Annotated in this window: 17 protein-coding genes; 8 read left to right on the top strand and 9 right to left on the bottom strand. The window is 58.7% G+C overall.

From position 1 onward, the window contains the following. The first annotated feature begins 2 nt into the window (after positions 1-2). From MTP37_RS09415 to MTP37_RS09375, 8 genes are all read left to right on the top strand, one after another. On the top strand, positions 3-725 hold the full coding sequence (locus MTP37_RS09415) for a 4Fe-4S binding protein (RefSeq protein ID WP_249237049.1): 723 nt from the start codon (positions 3-5) through the stop codon (positions 723-725). Between the two features lie 373 nt (positions 726-1,098). Then, on the top strand, positions 1,099-3,948 hold the full coding sequence (locus tag MTP37_RS09410; protein WP_249237048.1) for a hybrid sensor histidine kinase/response regulator: 2,850 nt from the start codon (positions 1,099-1,101) through the stop codon (positions 3,946-3,948). A gap of 88 nt (positions 3,949-4,036) precedes the next feature. Next, positions 4,037-4,426 carry a C-GCAxxG-C-C family protein gene (locus MTP37_RS09405; RefSeq protein ID WP_249237047.1) on the top strand — a complete coding sequence of 130 codons (390 nt, stop codon included), beginning with the start codon at positions 4,037-4,039 and terminating at the stop codon, positions 4,424-4,426. A gap of 36 nt (positions 4,427-4,462) precedes the next feature. Further along, a complete protein-coding gene (locus MTP37_RS13215) occupies positions 4,463-5,401 on the top strand; it encodes a GNAT family N-acetyltransferase (RefSeq protein WP_396344199.1) in 939 nt (312 codons plus the stop codon). 186 nt (positions 5,402-5,587) lie between these two features. Further along, positions 5,588-5,884, top strand: coding sequence for a pentapeptide repeat-containing protein (locus tag MTP37_RS09390; RefSeq protein ID WP_249237046.1), 297 nt, complete (start codon positions 5,588-5,590; stop codon positions 5,882-5,884). Between the two features lie 103 nt (positions 5,885-5,987). After that, on the top strand, positions 5,988-6,389 hold the full coding sequence (locus MTP37_RS09385; RefSeq protein WP_249237045.1) for an MmcQ/YjbR family DNA-binding protein: 402 nt from the start codon (positions 5,988-5,990) through the stop codon (positions 6,387-6,389). 51 nt (positions 6,390-6,440) lie between these two features. Next, on the top strand, positions 6,441-7,475 hold the full coding sequence (locus MTP37_RS09380) for an alcohol dehydrogenase (RefSeq protein WP_249237044.1): 1,035 nt from the start codon (positions 6,441-6,443) through the stop codon (positions 7,473-7,475). A gap of 430 nt (positions 7,476-7,905) precedes the next feature. Next, positions 7,906-8,376 carry an Hsp20/alpha crystallin family protein gene (locus MTP37_RS09375; RefSeq protein WP_249237043.1) on the top strand — a complete coding sequence of 157 codons (471 nt, stop codon included), beginning with the start codon at positions 7,906-7,908 and terminating at the stop codon, positions 8,374-8,376. Between the two features lie 174 nt (positions 8,377-8,550). Here the strand turns inward: MTP37_RS09375 and fabZ are convergent, their stop codons facing one another. From fabZ to accD, 9 genes are all read right to left on the bottom strand, one after another. Further along, positions 8,551-9,027, bottom strand: coding sequence for a 3-hydroxyacyl-ACP dehydratase FabZ (fabZ, locus tag MTP37_RS09370; protein ID WP_249237042.1), 477 nt, complete (start codon positions 9,025-9,027; stop codon positions 8,551-8,553). A gap of 3 nt (positions 9,028-9,030) precedes the next feature. After that, entirely contained in the window at positions 9,031-10,269 is a 1,239-nt protein-coding gene (fabF, locus tag MTP37_RS09365; RefSeq protein WP_249237041.1) for a beta-ketoacyl-ACP synthase II, read from the bottom strand. 15 nt (positions 10,270-10,284) lie between these two features. Further along, positions 10,285-11,034, bottom strand: coding sequence for a 3-oxoacyl-[acyl-carrier-protein] reductase (fabG, locus tag MTP37_RS09360; protein ID WP_249237040.1), 750 nt, complete (start codon positions 11,032-11,034; stop codon positions 10,285-10,287). Continuing rightward, complete coding sequence (fabD, locus tag MTP37_RS09355) at positions 11,031-11,963, bottom strand: ACP S-malonyltransferase (RefSeq protein WP_249237039.1); 933 nt, start codon at positions 11,961-11,963, stop codon at positions 11,031-11,033. The genes fabG and fabD overlap by 4 nt, the downstream gene beginning before the upstream one ends. Continuing rightward, entirely contained in the window at positions 11,960-13,027 is a 1,068-nt protein-coding gene (locus MTP37_RS09350) for an NAD(P)H-dependent flavin oxidoreductase (RefSeq protein ID WP_249237038.1), read from the bottom strand. The genes fabD and MTP37_RS09350 overlap by 4 nt, the downstream gene beginning before the upstream one ends. Next, positions 13,021-13,956 (bottom strand): DUF561 domain-containing protein, encoded by a 936-nt coding sequence (locus MTP37_RS09345; protein ID WP_249237037.1) that lies wholly within the window; start codon positions 13,954-13,956, stop codon positions 13,021-13,023. Before MTP37_RS09345 ends, MTP37_RS09350 begins: the two co-directional genes overlap by 7 nt. A gap of 148 nt (positions 13,957-14,104) precedes the next feature. Beyond that, positions 14,105-15,067, bottom strand: a complete 963-nt coding sequence (locus tag MTP37_RS09340; RefSeq protein WP_249237036.1) for a beta-ketoacyl-ACP synthase 3 — start codon at positions 15,065-15,067, stop codon at positions 14,105-14,107. Further along, entirely contained in the window at positions 15,064-16,017 is a 954-nt protein-coding gene (locus MTP37_RS09335; protein WP_249237035.1) for an acetyl-CoA carboxylase carboxyltransferase subunit alpha, read from the bottom strand. Before MTP37_RS09335 ends, MTP37_RS09340 begins: the two co-directional genes overlap by 4 nt. Further along, entirely contained in the window at positions 16,014-16,886 is an 873-nt protein-coding gene (accD, locus tag MTP37_RS09330; RefSeq protein WP_249237034.1) for an acetyl-CoA carboxylase, carboxyltransferase subunit beta, read from the bottom strand. The genes MTP37_RS09335 and accD overlap by 4 nt, the downstream gene beginning before the upstream one ends. Positions 16,887-16,896: the final 10 nt, after the last annotated feature.

The raw sequence follows: 16,896 nt of genomic DNA, 5'->3' as shown, positions 1-16,896 counted from the left end.
ATATGATTCGGAAGATCATCCATATTGACGAAGAAAAATGCAACGGCTGTGGGCTGTGCGCAACCGCCTGCCACGAGGGAGCTATCGACATCATCAACGGCAAGGCAAAGCTGGTGCGGGAGAATTTCTGCGATGGCTTTGGTGACTGCCTGCCAGGCTGTCCCACCGGCGCGATCACCTTTGAGGAGCGGGAAGCCCCCGCTTACGACGAGGCAGCAGTGCAGGAGAACAAAAAGAAGAAGGAGCTGCAGGAGAAGATGAAACACCTCCATGAGGGCGGCTGCCCCGGCTCCCGGATGCGGATGCTGGAACAGCCGGAGGCCACTGCCGAAAGCGCAGTTTCTGCCCCCGTGCAGCCGGTCTCCCGCCTGCGCAACTGGCCGGTGCAGATCAAGCTGGCTCCTGTCCATGCGCCCTACTTTGAGGGCGCAAAGCTCCTGATTGCAGCGGACTGCACGGCATACGCCTACGCCAATTTCCATCAGGAGTTTATGCGCGGCAAGGTGACTCTCATCGGCTGCCCGAAGCTGGATGCGGTGGATTACAGCGAAAAGCTCACCGAGATCCTGCGCAATAACGATATCCAGAGCGTGACCATCCTCCGCATGGAGGTGCCCTGCTGCGGCGGCTTGGAGATGGCAGCGAAAAAGGCGCTTCAGGTCAGTGGAAAGTTCATTCCGTGGCAGGTGGTCACCATCTCCATTGACGGAAAAATTCTGGATTGAATGCACCGGGCAGACCTATACCGCCTTTTAATGCTTCACTCATTTCTTGCCTTGCGGTAAAATACCATAGATTCCATAAGCGGGCGACCTGAAAAAGGCTGCTCGCTTTTTTATCGTCATCGCAGTATTTTTGCGGGAACAGCTTTTTGCCGGTAAGGGACAAAACTGTTCCGTAAAAATAGGTGCTCTTTACGAGAAAAAATCTTGAAACGCTTCTGTTATAATGTTACAATATGTGCTATATAATGGCATATGTATTCAAAAAAGCTGCTGACGACCTGACGTGATCAATGCTGCAATGAACTTCTTGAAACCTGTGCAATGGAAATGAAACCGGAATGAGGCCGTCTGGGGCGGAGAAAGATTGGATAAAATGAAAAACTCTGGAATGAGCGAAACCATGCAGACCTTGACGCGGAAAAGCGCCTGTGTGATGCTGAGCCTGCTGCTGTTGCTACTGTCAGCCGTGCTCCCCGTGAAAGCTGCCGCGGAAACCGCCCCTGCAAAGGTTGTTCGTGTCGGCTCGTTTGAGGACACCTTCAACTATGTCAACGAGAAGGGTGCAAGAAAAGGCTACGGCTACGAATTGCTGGAGACCTTATCCGGCTATACAGGCTGGCAGTTCGAGTATGTGACCTGCGACTGGTCAGACTGCTTTGAAAAACTTGAAAACGGCGAGATCGACATTATGGGCGGTATTTCCTATACGGAGGACCGCACCGAGGAGATGCTGTTTTCAGACGAGCCGATGGGAGTGGAAAAATATTACCTCTACGCCGATCTCTCGCGCGCAGACATCTCCGCCTCCGACTTCAAGACGCTGAACGGCAAAAAGATCGGTGTTCTGATGGGAACGGAGCCGGAAGTGATGCTGACCGAGTGGGAAGAAAAATACGGCCTGGAAACGGAACACGTCAACATCTCCAACAACGAGGATGTGAAGCAAAAGCTGGCAAATCACGAGATCGACTGCTTTGTTTCGCTGGAAGAATCCTTCTGGGCAGAGCGTGGCATCTCGACCATAACCCGTGTGGGAGAATCCGGCATCTACTATGCGATCAACAAAAACCGGCCTGATATCAAGGAAGAACTGGACGATGCAATGCGCGCGTTGGACGAAGCTGTGCCTTTTTATACGGCGGATCTGTACAAAAGATATTTCTCAATGGATTATACGCCCATCCTTACGGGGGAGGAAAAGGCGTGGCTCAGAGAGCACGGGGCCATCAAGATGGGCTTTCTGGCGAGTGATCGCGGCGTCAGCACCTTTGACCCTGCCACCGGGGAGTTTACCGGGGTAATCATGGACTATATTCAGTTTGCAGCAGATTGTCTGGGCAATCAGGAACTGGAATTCCAGCTGGTCGGCTATGACAGCAAGGAAGCAGAACTGGATGCGCTGAAATCGGGCGAGATCGACATGATCTTCCATTTCGACCAGAACCCGAATCTGGCGGAAGAGTATCACTTTGCCTGTACCAACACAACGTGGACCTCCAACCTGATGGCGGTCACGAACAAACAGCACTTTAACGAAAACAATGTAAACCGCATTGCCGTTCCCCAAAACAAACTCTCCCTGAAAAAGTACCTTGCGTTTTATTACCCGCAGTGGGAGATCGTGGACTGCGATACACAGGAGGATGCGGCAAGGCTGATCGAAACCGGACAGGCAGATTGCTTTGTTACCGGGATCAGCAGTGAGGAAAATTACAGTAAGAAATACGGGTTTTACAGCGTTCCGCTGTTGAACCCTGTCAAATCCTGCTTTGCGGTCAATAGCGGAAACCGCAGCCTGTTGTCCATCCTGAACAAAACGATCAAGGCAATGCCGACCAATATGCTTGCCGGCGCGCTTGCGATGTATAAGAGCTCCGCGCGGAAGGTTACCCTGAGCGATTTTATAAAGGATAACTTCTTTAAGGTTATGTTGATCAGCAGCATTGCTGTTGCAGTTGTTCTGTTCACGATTTTGATGCTGCTCCAGAAGGCGCGTAAAGCCGAAGCTGCTGCAAGGAAAGCCGCAAACGATACGCAGGAACTGAATGCAAAATTGCAGGTCGCTGTGGAAAAAGCAGAGAGCGCGAACCGCGCCAAGTCCACCTTCCTGTTCAATATGTCCCATGATATCCGCACGCCCATGAACGCCATTATCGGTTACGCAGACCTTGCCTCCCGGCATCTGGACGCCCCTGCAAAGCTGGAAAAATACATGGAGAACATTCAGATATGCGGACAGAACCTGCTGGTGCTGCTGAGCAATGTGCTGGACCTTGCCCGAATTGAGAACGACAGGACGGAGATCGAATATTCTGTTTCGGATGTCGAAAAAGATTTCCGTAACTGCATTGCGATGTTCCAGAATCAGGCAGACAGCAAGGGGCAGACGCTTACGGTGACAGCACATCTGCTGCATCCGTATATCTATGCGGATGTTCCGCATCTGACCGAGATCTGCACGAACCTTGTCAGCAACGCGGTCAAATACACAGGTGCCTGCGGCACGATTCGCTGCGATATCACGCAGAAGCCCGGCAAAAAAGAAGACTGGTGCGATACGGTGATCACGGTTGCCGATAACGGCATCGGGATGTCGCAGGAGTTCCAGAAGCATATCTTTGAACCCTTTGAACGGGAACGCACTTCCACTGTCAGCAAAGTGGAGGGCAGCGGCATCGGGATGGGTATCGTGAAAAAGCTGGTCGGGCTGATGAGCGGCACCGTGGAAGTGGAGAGCAGGATCGGTGTGGGCTCCACATTTACTGTCACCATTCCCAGCCGCATTGCATCGCAGGAGGAAACACAGGCGAAACGGGATACCACTTCTTCGGACAAAAAGAGCCTGCTCGGTGTGAAGATCCTGCTGACCGAGGATAACGACCTCAATGCAGAGATCGCCGCCGAACTGCTGCAGGAAGAGGGCTGCACGGTAGACCGCGCCAAAGACGGCGTGGAATGTGTGGATATGCTGGAAAAAGCTGCGAACGGAACGTATCAGCTGATCCTTATGGACATCCAGATGCCTGTGATGAACGGCTACGATGCAGCAAAAAAGATCCGGAGAATGGAAGACCCCCAAAAAGCGGATATTCCCATCATCGCCATGACTGCAAATGCCTTTTCCGAAGATCGGCAGGCGGCACTGGATGCCGGGATGAACGACCATGTTGCAAAGCCGATCAATATGAATATCCTTGTGCCGACCATCCGGAAATACCTTTGATGCGGACAGAAAGCTGTGTATCAGGACGATACCGTATTGTGGAGCGTAAAAGCAAGTTGTGGATACTTTGAAGAAAGAGGACTGTAAAATGAACATTGAAGAACGGGCAGCGCAGGCTGCCGCATGGAAAGCCGCCGGACAGTGCAACTGCGCACAGGCGGTGCTGAAGGCATTTGAGGACAGGCTGCCGGTAGATACCGACACCCTGATGAAGTTGGGCGCGGGCTATGCCGCCGGCATGGGCTGCATGGAAAGCACCTGCGGCGCACTGATCGGCGCTGTGATGGTGGCGGGCGTTGTCACAGACGGCAAGGGCACACCCCGCATTTCCAAAGAACTGCTGCAAAACTTTCAGGATAAGTGCGGTGCCACCCTCTGCAAGGATCTGAAGGGTATGGAGACCGGCACGCCGCTGTGCCCCTGCCCGGAGTGCGTCCGCAACGCCGTGCTGGCATTGGGCGAGGTGCTGGGAGAGTAAGACGAAGAAAGTCTTGTTTGAAGGAGATATTTTGCAATGGAATACAAACGCTTTGGCAGTAAGATCCTTGTCCGCATCGACAAGGACGAGGAGATCCTTGAAAAAGTAAAGGAGCTTGCTCTGAAGGAAAAGATCCGCCTTGCCGCCGTTCAGGCGCTGGGGGCCACCAACAGCTTTACGGTGGGCGTATACAATGTAGCCGAAAAGAAATACTACGCCAACACCTTCAGCGGAAGCTTTGAGATCGTTTCGCTGACCGGAACCATCAACACCATGAACGGTGAATTTTACACCCATCTGCACATGAGCGCCGGAAACGACAAGGGTGAGGTGTTCGGCGGGCATCTGAACCGGGCGGTGGTCAGCGCCACCTGCGAAATGGTGATCGATGTTCTGGATGGAACGGTAGACCGTGCATATGATCCGGTCACCGGGCTGAACCTGTTCAAATTTCAGCCTGTCAAAGAAAATGACTGCGCTGAAAGTGTTTTGAAGGAAAGTAAAATGAAGATCCGTAAGGCAGAGGAAAAAGATATTCCCCGACTTCTTGCGCTGCTGGGGCAGGTATTGCAGATCCATGCAGAGATCCGCCCGGATATTTTTATTTCCGGCACCACCAAATACACTGTCGGCCAGTTGGCAGAGCTTTTGAAGCAGGAGGATAAACCCATCTATGTTGCGGTGGACGAGGACGATGTGTGTAGGGGCTATGCTTTCTGCCAGCTCAAAGAACAGCCTTTTTCCACCAACATGGTGCCCTTCAAGTCCTTGTTTATTGATGACCTTTGCGTTGACCGACAGGCACGGGGGCAGCACATCGGAGAAAGTCTGTTTGAATACGTGAAGCAGCAGGCAAAAGAGCTGGGCTGCTATGAGGTGACCCTGAACGTCTGGGCGGGAAACACCCCGGCAGAGCACTTCTACGAAAAGATGGGCATGAAAACAAAGGAACGGCAGATGGAATATATCCTGTGAATGCGGACGCAGGAAGATGACCCGCTGGTAGAATTGTCGGAAAGAAATTGATGATAGAGATGAGGACAGAAAATGCTGATCAGACTGATCTGCAGCGACATTGACGGTACGCTGCTGCAATACGGCAGGAAAGAGCTGGAAGGCTGCACCGCTCTGCTGGAAGAACTGCGCTGATAGGAGAATTTCATGACGGAGCGTTATTGTGAGGGCGAACGATTTACCGGCCTGTCGTTTGCCGGGGAAGTCTTTGAAAGCTGCGATTTTGTGGACTGCCGTTTGCAGGAGATCGAGTGGGCAACGCTGCTGTCCAACGGCGCATTCCCGGACCCCATCCAGACGCTGAAGGATTGCAGCCTGAAATACAACACCTTCACCGAAATGAATTTCAACCGCTTTGATTTTTCAAATGGGAATGAGATCGTCGGTTCCATGTTTGCCAAGTGCGAGATGCAGCTGGCAAATTTCAAGGACAGCGTGCTTTGACAACAGCATCCATGACCGGCACAGCCTACAATGCGTCCGGTATGTGGTGTCGGCCCCAAGGTCTGGTCGCCGGAAAAAACGCCCTGGGAGGAGGAAAATATCAATGGATCGCAAAAAACTGGAACAGCTGATCTTTGACAGCTGCAGTGTGGAGCCGGACTATCCCTGGATGGACACCCCGGAATCGGCGGTGTTCCGCCACCCGGGCAACCGCAAATGGTTCGCGCTGGTCACCACGGTGTCCCGCAGCAAGCTGGGGCTGCCCGGGAAGCAGCCGGTGGACATCGTAAACCTGAAATGTGACCCCCTCCTCATCGGTTCCCTGCGGATGGAGCCGGGCTTTTACCCGGCCTACCACATGAATAAGGACAACTGGATCACGGCAGCGCTGGACGGCAGTGCACCGGATGACACGATCCGGATGCTGCTGGAAATGAGCTATGCGGCAACCGCGCCGAAGCTGCGGAAAAAGCCACGGCCTTCTGCGGCTTGCCCCCTGCCATGATTGCGTGGGATGCGCAGCCCGGAAAAAATAAAGTACACGGAGGAAAAAAGCATGCTGACCTACACCTATGTTTCAAAGGGCAGGTTTGCCCTGATGGAAAAACCAAAGCCGGTGCTGCAGCACGAGCGGGATGCCATTGTGAAAGTGACACTTGCCAGCATCTGTTCCAGCGACCTGCACATCAAGCACGGCAGCGTGCCCCGGGCCGTGCCCGGCATCACGGTAGGCCATGAGATGGTGGGCATCGTGGAAGAAGTGGGCAGTGCAGTGACCAATGTGAAGCCCGGCGACCGGGTGACCGTGAACGTGGAGACCTTCTGCGGGGAGTGCTTCTTCTGCAAAAAGGGCTTTGTGAACAACTGCACCGATCAAAACGGCGGCTGGGCGCTGGGCTGCCGCATCGACGGCGGGCAGGCAGAGTATGTCCGGGTGCCTTTTGCGGATCAGGGACTGAACAAGATCCCAGACGGCGTTACCGACCGGCAGGCGCTGCTGGTGGGCGATGTCCTTGCCACCGGCTATTGGGCAGCGCGCATCTCTGAGATCACCCCCGAGGATACTGTGCTGATCCTCGGCGCAGGGCCTACTGGTATCTGCACCCTGCTGTGCGTTATGCTGCACAGCCCCAAGCGCATCATCGTGTGCGAAAAGGACGAAAGCCGCCTGCAGTTCCTCCGCCAACACTACCCGCAGGTGCTCACCGTGCAGCCGGAGGACTGCGCCGCCTTTGTGCGTGCCCACAGCGACCACGGCGGGGCAGATGTGGTGCTGGAAGTGGCAGGGGCGGACTCCACCTTCCGGCTGGCGTGGGAGTGCGCAAGACCCAACGCCATTGTGACCGTGGTGGCGCTGTACGATAAGGCGCAGACCCTGCCGCTGCCGGAGATGTATGGCAAAAATCTCACCTTCAAGACAGGCGGCGTGGACGGCTGCGACTGTGAAGAAACGCTGCGTCTCATTGCAGAAGGCAGGATCGATACCGAACCGCTCATCACCCATACCTATCCTCTGCGCCGGATCGAAGAGGGCTACGACCTCTTTGAACACAAGCGGGACGGCGTGATCAAGGTGGCAGTGGAATGCTGACAGCTGCCGTTAAGGCAAGGCACCGGCGCTCTGCACGATGCCTGCGGACGGGACCGTGAGGCGATGGCTCCCAAAAACGTGGCAGCACGCGGAACCATTGCCGTGGCCCATAGTATGTGAACCGATAAAGCGCCCCCGGAGAGCTTTTGAACGGTACTCTCCGGGGGCGTTGTTTTATTGCAGATCATATTTTGCATGAGGCTATTGTGGTGACGGGGAGATACAAACACAAGATATTGTTGCAAAAGTGTTATCTTTCCATGAATTTTAGCACTCTACTATTGACAGTGCTAAAACTGTGTGCTATAACAAAGGCGTGCTCAGGAGAAAGGGGCATGAGGGAACCGCAAGGCTCCCGGGAAGACTCCGCTCCTGATGCACGATCTTGATTTTATACCCGACCCGAACGCCGGGATTGGAGGGTTGTTTTATGTTTATGCCTGCTGTTTTTCATGAGAACCTGTTCGATGATCTCTTTGATCCGTTCTGGAACGATGTTGCACTGGAGCGTGCAATGAACCGTGAGGCTCATGACACCTTTGGCAAGCGTGGTGCGAACATGATGAAGACCGATGTGAAGCAGACCGCTGATGGCAATTATGATGTTGCAGTGGATCTGCCCGGCTGCAAGAAGGAAGACGTTCAGATGGAACTGAACGACGGCTACCTGACCATTCAGGCTGTCCGCAGCCACAGCAACGATGAGAAGGACGAGAAAGGCCGCTATCTGCGCCGTGAGACCTTCTCCGGCACCTGCGCCCGCAGCTTCTACGTGGGCGATGCGGTGAAGAAGGAAGACATCCACGCAAAGTTCGAGGATGGCATCCTGCACATCCAGCTGCCCGCTCCTCAGCAGCAGAAGGCTCTGCCGGAAAACCCCAACCTGATCGCAATTGAGTAAAACGCCGCGCATGTGCGCCAAGGCACAATGCGTATTTGCTGATCTTCACAGCGCTTTCAGAATATAACAAAACCTCCCCGTGCAGGATCAAACCGCTGCACGGGGAGGTTTTTTGTTGATCGTCTGTTTTTACCGGCCGGTCTGCTGAGACATGCGGACAGGGAACGTCCGGGTTCAGCGGTTGGCGGCTGCTTCGGTCAGAACAAAGGTCAGCTCGGCGGTGGCGGCGCACTTGCCGTCCACCCACGCCGAAGCCTTGCCCACGCCCACCGGGCCGTGCTGCTCTACCAGTTCACAGTGCAGGGTGAGCACATCGCCGGGGGTGACCTGTTTGCGGAAGCGGGCATTCTTGATGCCGCCGAAGAGAGCCAGTTTGCCCTTGTTCTCCGGCAGGCTCAGCGCTGCCACCGCGCCGGTCTGGGCCAGTGCTTCCAGAATGAGCACTCCCGGCATCACCGGCTGACCGGGAAAATGTCCGCAGAAAAATTCCTCATTGCGGCTCACGCACTTGCGGCCGATGGCCCACTGGCCCGGCTCATAGTCCAGAATGCGGTCCACAAGGGCAAAGGGATAGCGGTGCGGCAGAAGCGCCGCGATCTCCTCGCTGTTCAGGGCGTTTGCGTCTGCACGCACGGTGCGGGGTTCTGCCATGGGTCAGCCCTCCCATCTGCGCAGGGCGATGCAGGCGTTGTGCCCGCCAAAGCCCAGACTGTTGCTCAGTGCGTAGGTCATGGTCTGCGCACGGCCAGTGTTCGGCACATAGTCCAGATCACATTCGGGATCGGGCTGCTCATAGTGGATGGTGGGCGGTGCAAACTGGTCATGCAGGGCCAGCGCTGTAAATACGGCTTCGATGCCGCCCGCACCGCCCAGCAGATGGCCGGTCATGCTCTTGGTGCTTACCACGGTCAGCTGCTTTGCGTGTTCGCCGAACACCGCATGGATGGCGGCGGTCTCGCAGGCATCGTTCATGTGGGTGCCGGTGCCGTGGGCGTTGATGTGGTCCACCTGCTCCGGTGCGATGCCTGCATCCGCCAGCGTCAGCGCCATGCAGTCGATGGCACCTGCGCCGCCGGGGGCGGGGGCAGTGAAATGGTAGGCGTCGCAGTTGGCACCGTAGCCCACCACCTCAGCGTAGATGTGCGCACCACGGGCACGGGCGTGCTCCAGCTCTTCCAGCACCAGCACACCGCTGCCTTCGCCCATCACGAAGCCGCCGCGCCGTGCGTCAAAGGGCAGGCTGGCTGCATCCGGATCGGTCGCGGTGGAAAGCGCTTTCATGCTGGTAAAGCCGCCGATGCCCAGAGGGCTGATGCAGCTCTCTGCACCGCCGCAGACCATGGCAGTCTCGTAGCCGTCACGGATGCGGTGGAAGGCATCGCCTACGGCATTGGTGCCGCCGGCGCAGGCCGTCACCGGGCAGGTGCACATGCCCTTCAGGCCAAAGCGGATGGCCACCTGTGCCGCCGCCATGTTGGCAATGGACATGGGCACAAAATAGGGACTTACCTTTTCCATGCCCTTTTCTTCACCGCGGGTGTGCTGCTCCTCAATGGTGGGCAGACCGCCGATGCCGCTGGAAAGGATGACGCCGATCTGCTTGGCTTCCGCTTCGGTGTCCAGACCGCTGTCTGCAACCGCTTCAGCGGCGGCAGCAAGGGCCAGAACGGTAAAGCGGGCCATCTTGCGGGCTTCCTTTTTGTCCACGATGGTTTCCGGGTCAAAGCCCTTCACCTCGCCTGCCAGCTTGCATTTGAAATCGGTGGTATCGAACTGGGTAATGGGGCCGATGCCGCATTTGCCCGCTTTGGCAGCGGCCCAGCTGTCGGCGGTGTTGTTGCCCAGCGGGTTCACGGTGCCAAGGCCGGTGATCACGACTCTGCGTTTTTCCATGAGAGTTTTCTCCTTTTACATTGCCATGCCGCCGTCTGCACAGAGCACCTGCCCGGTGAGATAGCTGCTTTGTTCTGCGGCAAAAAATGCCACTGCATTTGCCACATCCTCCGGCTTTCCTACGCGGCCTGCGGGGATGCCCTTTGCCATTTCGGCACGGACGGCTTCCGGCAGGGCGGCGGTCATGTCGGTCTCGATAAAGCCCGGCGCGACCGCATTCACGGTCACATTGCGGCTTGCCAGCTCGCGGGCAAGGCTTTTGGTCAGTCCGATCAGGCCCGCCTTGCTGGCGGCGTAATTGGTCTGGCCGGCGTTGCCCCGCAGGGCCACCACACTGGAAAGGTTCACGATGCGGCCCCAGCGCTGGCGCACCATGCGGCGGGCGGCCTCCTTGCAGCAGAGGAACGCACCCTTGAGGTTTGCGTTCAGCACTGCGTCAAAGTCCTCTTCGCTCATGCGCAGGATCAGATTATCGCGGGTAATGCCCGCGTTGTTCACAAGGATATCCACCCGGCCAAAGGCGTTCACTGCCTGCTCAAAGAGCGCTTTGCAGCCCTCGGCAGTGGAAACATCGGCCTGCACAGCCACGGCATTTGCATTTTCGGCCTTGCACAGAGCCACCGTCTCGGCAGCTGCAGCTTCGCCGTGGCAGTAATTCACCACCACATTGCAGCCCTGCTTTGCAAGCTGGATGCACACAGCCCGGCCAATGCCCCGGCTTCCGCCGGTGACAACGGCGGTGCGGATGATCGTTTCTTCGCTCATAGCTCTTCCTTCCATGCTGTCAGTGCGGCGTTCAGCTGCTCCGGAGTCTCCACCGAAGCGCAGACCACGCCGGGCAGGGTCTTTTTCACAAAGCCAGCCAGAGCACTGCCCGGGCCGACTTCCAGAATATGGTCTACGCCCAGCTCACCAAGGCGGCGGAGCGTATCTTCCATGTAAACGCTGCTCTGCACCTGCTTCACCAGCAGCGCCGGGATGCTGTCGGCGTCAACCTTTTCACGGCCAAGGCAGTTGAACAGCACCGGCACCTGCATCTCGCCAAAGGACTCAGAGGCAAAACGCTTTGCCAGTGCATCCCCGGCGGGGGCCATGAGGCGGGTGTGGAACGGGCCGCTCACCTTGAGCGGGATGCAGCGGCGGGCACCGGCTTCTTTGGCCAGTGCGGCGGCTTTGTCCACAGCGGCTTTCTCGCCGCCGATGACCAGCTGGCCCGGGCAGTTGTAGTTGCAGATCTGCACACAGCCCAGCTGTGCAGCCTGCTCACAGCAGGCTGCAAGTGCCTGCCGGTCAAGGTTCAGCACGGCGGTCATGCCGCAGTCGATGCCTTTTGCGGCTTCGGCCATGGCTTTGCCGCGGTAAGCGGCCAGCTCGATGGCCTGCTTTGCGGTGAACACCCCGGCAGCTTCCAGCGCGGAGTATTCGCCCAGCGAAAGCCCGGCCACATAAGCGGGCTTTACGCCCTGCTGTTCCAGCACTGCGGTCACGCCGCAGGCAAAAGCCACCATGCAGGGCTGGGTGTATTCGGTCTGATTCAGAAGGCCGTCCGGATCCTCAAAGCAGACGCGGTGCAGGTCGAAGTCCAGCTCGGCGCTGTCAAATGCTGCCCGGAACGCGGGAGAGCCTTCGTAAAATTCTTTGCCCATGCCGGGGTGCTGTGCCCCCTGACCGGCATATAAAACGGCAAGCTTCATTGATTTTGCCTCCATTCGGTCACAAGTTCATCCATCAGCTCCTGCACCGTGCGCATCCGGTCCAGCCGGCCCACGTTGGCTCCGCAGAAGAACAGGCCCTCCTCCACATTGCCCTTTACGGCTTCGATGAGCGCGTGGGTGATGCAGTAGGGCACCTTGGCGGGGTCGCAGGTCTTCAGGCAGCGGGCACAGTGCCGGGGAGGGAAGCGGGTTCCCTCTGCCAGCGCCTGCACCAGCGGGGTGTTCAGTGCACGGCCCGGCATTCCCACCGGGCTGTGGATGATCCGCACATCCTCGGGCCGGGCGTTCAGCAGAACGTCCTTGTAGCCCTGGGATGCGTCGCACTCGTAGGTGGTGATAAAGCGGGTGGCAAGCTGTACGCCTGCAGCGCCCATTGCGGTAAAGTGGGCCATATCGGCACCGGTGTACACGCCGCCTGCCACAAACACGGGGATGCTGTGGCCAAACTGTGCTTCAAAGGGCTTTACCTCGGCCAGCACCTCGGGCAGGATGTCGTCGAGGGTCTGGCATTTGCCTGCCAGCAGATCATCTTCGGCAAAGCCGAGGTGTCCGCCTGCCTTGCAGCCTTCGATCACCACAAAATCAGCGGTGCGGCCAAACTCTTTGGCCCAGCGGCGCAGGATGAGCTTTGCGGCCCGTCCGCTGGAAACGATGGGAGCAATGGCAACATCCGTTGTGCCCACGATGCCGGGCAGCTCCAACGGCAGGCCTGCGCCGGACACCACCGCGTCTACGCCCGCTTCCACAGCGGTGCGGATCGCGGCCGCATAATCCTGCGTTGCCACCATGGCGTTGATGGCTACCATACCGGCACCCTTTGCGATCTCCTTCGCCTTCCGGATCTCGGCGGTCAGGGCACGGTGATTGGCGCTTGCCGGGTCACGGGCAAAGTCCGGCTCCCGGTAGCCTGCATCGGCGGTGGAGATGCACCCCATGCCGCCGCAGGCTGCAACAGCACCGGCCAGCCCGCCAAGGGAAACGCCCACACCCATGCCGCCCTGTAAGATGGGCACAGACAGGGCCTTTCTGCCGAGGGTCAGCATTCGGTGCTCAGCGCGGCAATGCGCTGCCTCCCGCCGTCCCACAGGTCTGCAAGAATATCCGCTACCGGGCGCACCTCGTGCAGCATGCCTGCCACCTGACCGGCCATCAGGCTTCCGGTGGTGGTGTCGCCCTCAAACACGGCGCGGCGCAGGCTGCCAAGGGTGTACTTTTCCAGCTCCATCTTGTCGGCACCGGCGTTTTCCTGCCGGACATATTCGCGGCTCATGCGGTTTTTCAGCACCCGCACCGGCGCACCCACGCTGCGGCCGGTCACGATGGTATCGCTGTCCTTGGCCTTGAGCAGGGCGGCTTTGTAGTTGGGGTGGATGGGGCATTCCTCGCTTGCCAGCAGGCAGGTGCCCACCTGCACGCCGCAGGCGCCCAGAGCCAGAGCTGCTGCCAGCTGACGGCCGTCGGCGATGCCGCCTGCCGCAATGACCGGAATGCTGACCGCATCCACGACCTGCGGCACCAGCGCCATGGTGGTCATTTCGCCCACATGGCCGCCGCTCTCGGTGCCTTCGGCGATGACGGCGTCGATGCCCAGCGGTTCCAGATGCTTTGCCAGCACCGCAGCGGCCACCACCGGGATCACCTTGATGCCGGCAGCTTTCCACATGGGCACGTATTTGCCCGGGTTGCCTGCACCGGTGGTCACAACGGACACGCCCTCGTCCACCACGATCTGCGCAAAAACATCTGCCTGCGGATGCATGAGCATGATGTTCACGCCGAAAGGTTTGTCGGTCAACTGCTTGCAGCGGCGGATGTTCTGGCGCAGGGTGTCGGCATCCATGCCGCCCGCACCGATGATGCCCAGCGCTCCCGCATTGGAGCAGGCAGCGGCAAACTCGCCGGTGGCGATGTTGGCCATACCGCCCTGAATGATGGGGTATTTTGTGCCTAGAATTTCATTTAAAAGTTTCATTAAAAACCCTCTCAGTCAATGCCGTAAGGCATTGCCAGCTCCCCCGAAGGGGGAGCTTTTTTCTGCTTTTCTGTCAGCTAGACCTTCTCTTGGAAAGCACGCTGACCCTACCCGCCCATAAAGCTCCCCCTTTGGGGGAGCTGGCGCGTCAGCGCCTGAGAGGGTCATATTCCACGATCATTCCGCCCCATGTCAGGCCGCCGCCAAAGCCGATGCAGGCCAGCAGCTGGCCCGGCTTCAGCTGCCCGCTCTCGGCCAGCTCGTTGAGGGCGACCGGGATGCTGGCGGCGCTGGTGTTGCCGTGGCGCTCCATGTTCTTGTAGAACTTTGCCGGGTCGGCCTTCAGCGCCCGCACGCAGTGGTCGATGATGCGGCTGTTGGCCTGATGACAGACCACCCAGTCCAGTTCATCCAGTGTTTTGCCGGTTTCTTCCAGCACAGCGTGCAGACATCTGGGCAGAGCATCCACTGCAAAGCGGAACACCGCTTTGCCATCCATCGTGATGGGGGCAGAGCCTTCGCGGCTGGGCCCGCCGGCGTGAATGGCGGCATCGCCCCGGGCACCCAGTGTTACGGCAAAGGGCACAGGGGCTGCAGTCAGCTCAAAGACGGCCGCACCGGCACCATCGCCGAACAATACGCAGGTGGAACGGTCGGTCGGGTCTATCAGGCGGGAGAGAGCTTCACAGCCCACCACAAGGGCATACCGCCCGCCCATCGTTGCCAGCAGCCCGCGTGCCACGGCGGTACCATACAAAAAGCCGGAGCAGGCCGCGTTCACGTCCAGCGCCGGGCAGTTTTCCGGCAGGCTCAGCGCTGCCTGGATCTGGCAGGCAACGCTGGGGGTCGCATCCGGTGCCGAAAGGGTGGCACAGATGCAGCAGCCGATGTCTGCCGGGGCAAGGCCGCTGCGGCTGAGCGCCTGCTTTGCGGCAGCAATGGCAAGGGTGGCAGCGGATTCGTTCTCGCCGCACCAGTGCCGGGCACGGATGCCGGTGCGGGTGGTGATCCACTCGTCGCTGGTGTCCACCATGCGGCTCAGATCTTCGTTCGTGACAGTCCGGCCGGGCAGTGCCCCGCCGGTGGCTATCAAGCGCAAAGCAGCGTTCATGGGTTCCTCGTTTCTCCGATCTGACGGTATTTTTTATAGCGCTGATCGGCCAGCGCCCGGCCGCTCATGCGGCACAGCTCTCTCAGGTTTGCACGCAGTGCTTCGTCCAGCGTCTCAAACAGGGCGGCATGGCCGCGCTGTGCGCCGCCCACCGGCTCCGGGATCACCTGCTCCACAATGCCGCCGCGGTACAGATCCTGCGCCGTCAGCTTCATCATCTCACAGGCTTCGCCGCTGCGGGAAGAGTCCTTCCACAGGATGCTGGCAAAACCCTCGGGGCTGAGGACAGAGTAGACGGCGTTTTCCAGCATGAGGATGCGGTTTGCCACACCCAGAGCCAGCGCGCCGCCGGAAGAGCCTTCGCCGGTAACGACGGCAATGACCGGCACAGTCAGGCCGCTCATTTCCATCAGGTTCCGTGCGATCGCTTCGCCCTGACCACGCTCCTCGGCGTCCTTTCCGGGGTAAGCGCCCGGGGTGTCGATAAAGGTGATGATGGGGCGGCCGAACTTTTCCGCCTGCTTCATCAGGCGCAGAGCCTTACGGTAGCCCTCCGGCCCCGGCATACCAAAGTTGCAGGCCAGATTTTCTTCCAGCGTAGCGCCCTTCCGGTGGCCGATGACCGTCACCGGCAATCCGTGAAAACGGGCGATGCCGCCCAGAATGGCAGGGTCCTCCTTGCACTGACGGTCGCCGCGCTGTTCAAAGAAATCGGTGAACAATGCGTTCACGATCTCATCGATGTGGGGGCGTTCCGGATGCCGGGCCAGAAATACCCGGTCCTCAGCGGTCAGCGGGCCGCAGGTGCGCAGGATCTCGTCCTCCTCCACGGCCAGCTCAGCCAGTTCGGACGCATGAGCCGTGATGGCTTCCATGTCGTTGCCGCGGCCCTTCAGTGCGGCGATCTGGGCGTCCAGCGGAGCCAGCTGTTCCAGAATTTCTTTGATCATTCGTGCTTTCCTCCTGTGTGGAGCTGTAAGATCTGGATCAGGGTATCCCGCAGCTGGCTGCGGGGGATCACCTGATCCACAAAGCCGTGCTCCATCTGGAACTCGCTGCGCTGGAATCCGGCAGGCAGCTTTTCGCCGATGGTCTGTTCAATGACCCGGGGCCCGGCAAAACCGATCAGCGCACCGGGCTCTGCCAGCATGATGTCGCCAAGGCTGGCAAAGCTGGCGGTCACGCCGCCGGTGGTGGGATGGGTGAGCACACTGATGTACAACCCGCCCTTTGCGGAGAACCGCTGGATGGCGGCGCTGGTCTTGGCCATCTGCATCAGGCTGAAAATGCCCTCCTGCATCCGCGCACCGCCGCTGGCCGAAAAGATGACCAGCGGGAGCCGCTTGGCGGCGGCGTATTCCACTGCGCGGGTGATCTTTTCGCCCACAGCAGTGCTCATGCTGCCCATGAAAAAGCGGCTGTCCAGCACGGCTGCCACGCAGGCCACCCCGCCAATGCGGCCGGTGGCCGTGACAACGGCTTCGCGCAGGCCGGTCTTGTTCTGGGCGGCAGCAAGCTTCTCGCTGTAGTCCGGAAAGCTGAGCACATCCTGCGGAGGCAGGTCTGCATCCAGTTCCCGGAAGCTGCCGTGATCCAATACCAGACTCAGCCGGTAGTATCCGCCGATGGGCATGTGATAGCCGCAGTTGGGGCAGACGAAAAGGCTTTTGGTCCACAGGGTGCGTGCTGCGCGGCGGCCGCACTGCTTACACTCCACGAACTGGGGCTCGTGCCAGACGGCCCCGGCGTCCCGCTTGGCTTTCAGCTGGAAGGTGCGCTCCCGCATCCGGCCGGGGAACAGATCTCGGATATCGTTCATCGCTTTTTGC

Origin of the sequence: Faecalibacterium sp. HTF-F (assembly GCF_023347535.1) — a bacterium.
Taxonomy (GTDB): domain Bacteria; phylum Bacillota; class Clostridia; order Oscillospirales; family Ruminococcaceae; genus Faecalibacterium; species Faecalibacterium wellingii.
Note: the sequence above shows the minus strand (reverse complement) of the source record. Positions and strands in the feature narration are given on the sequence as shown.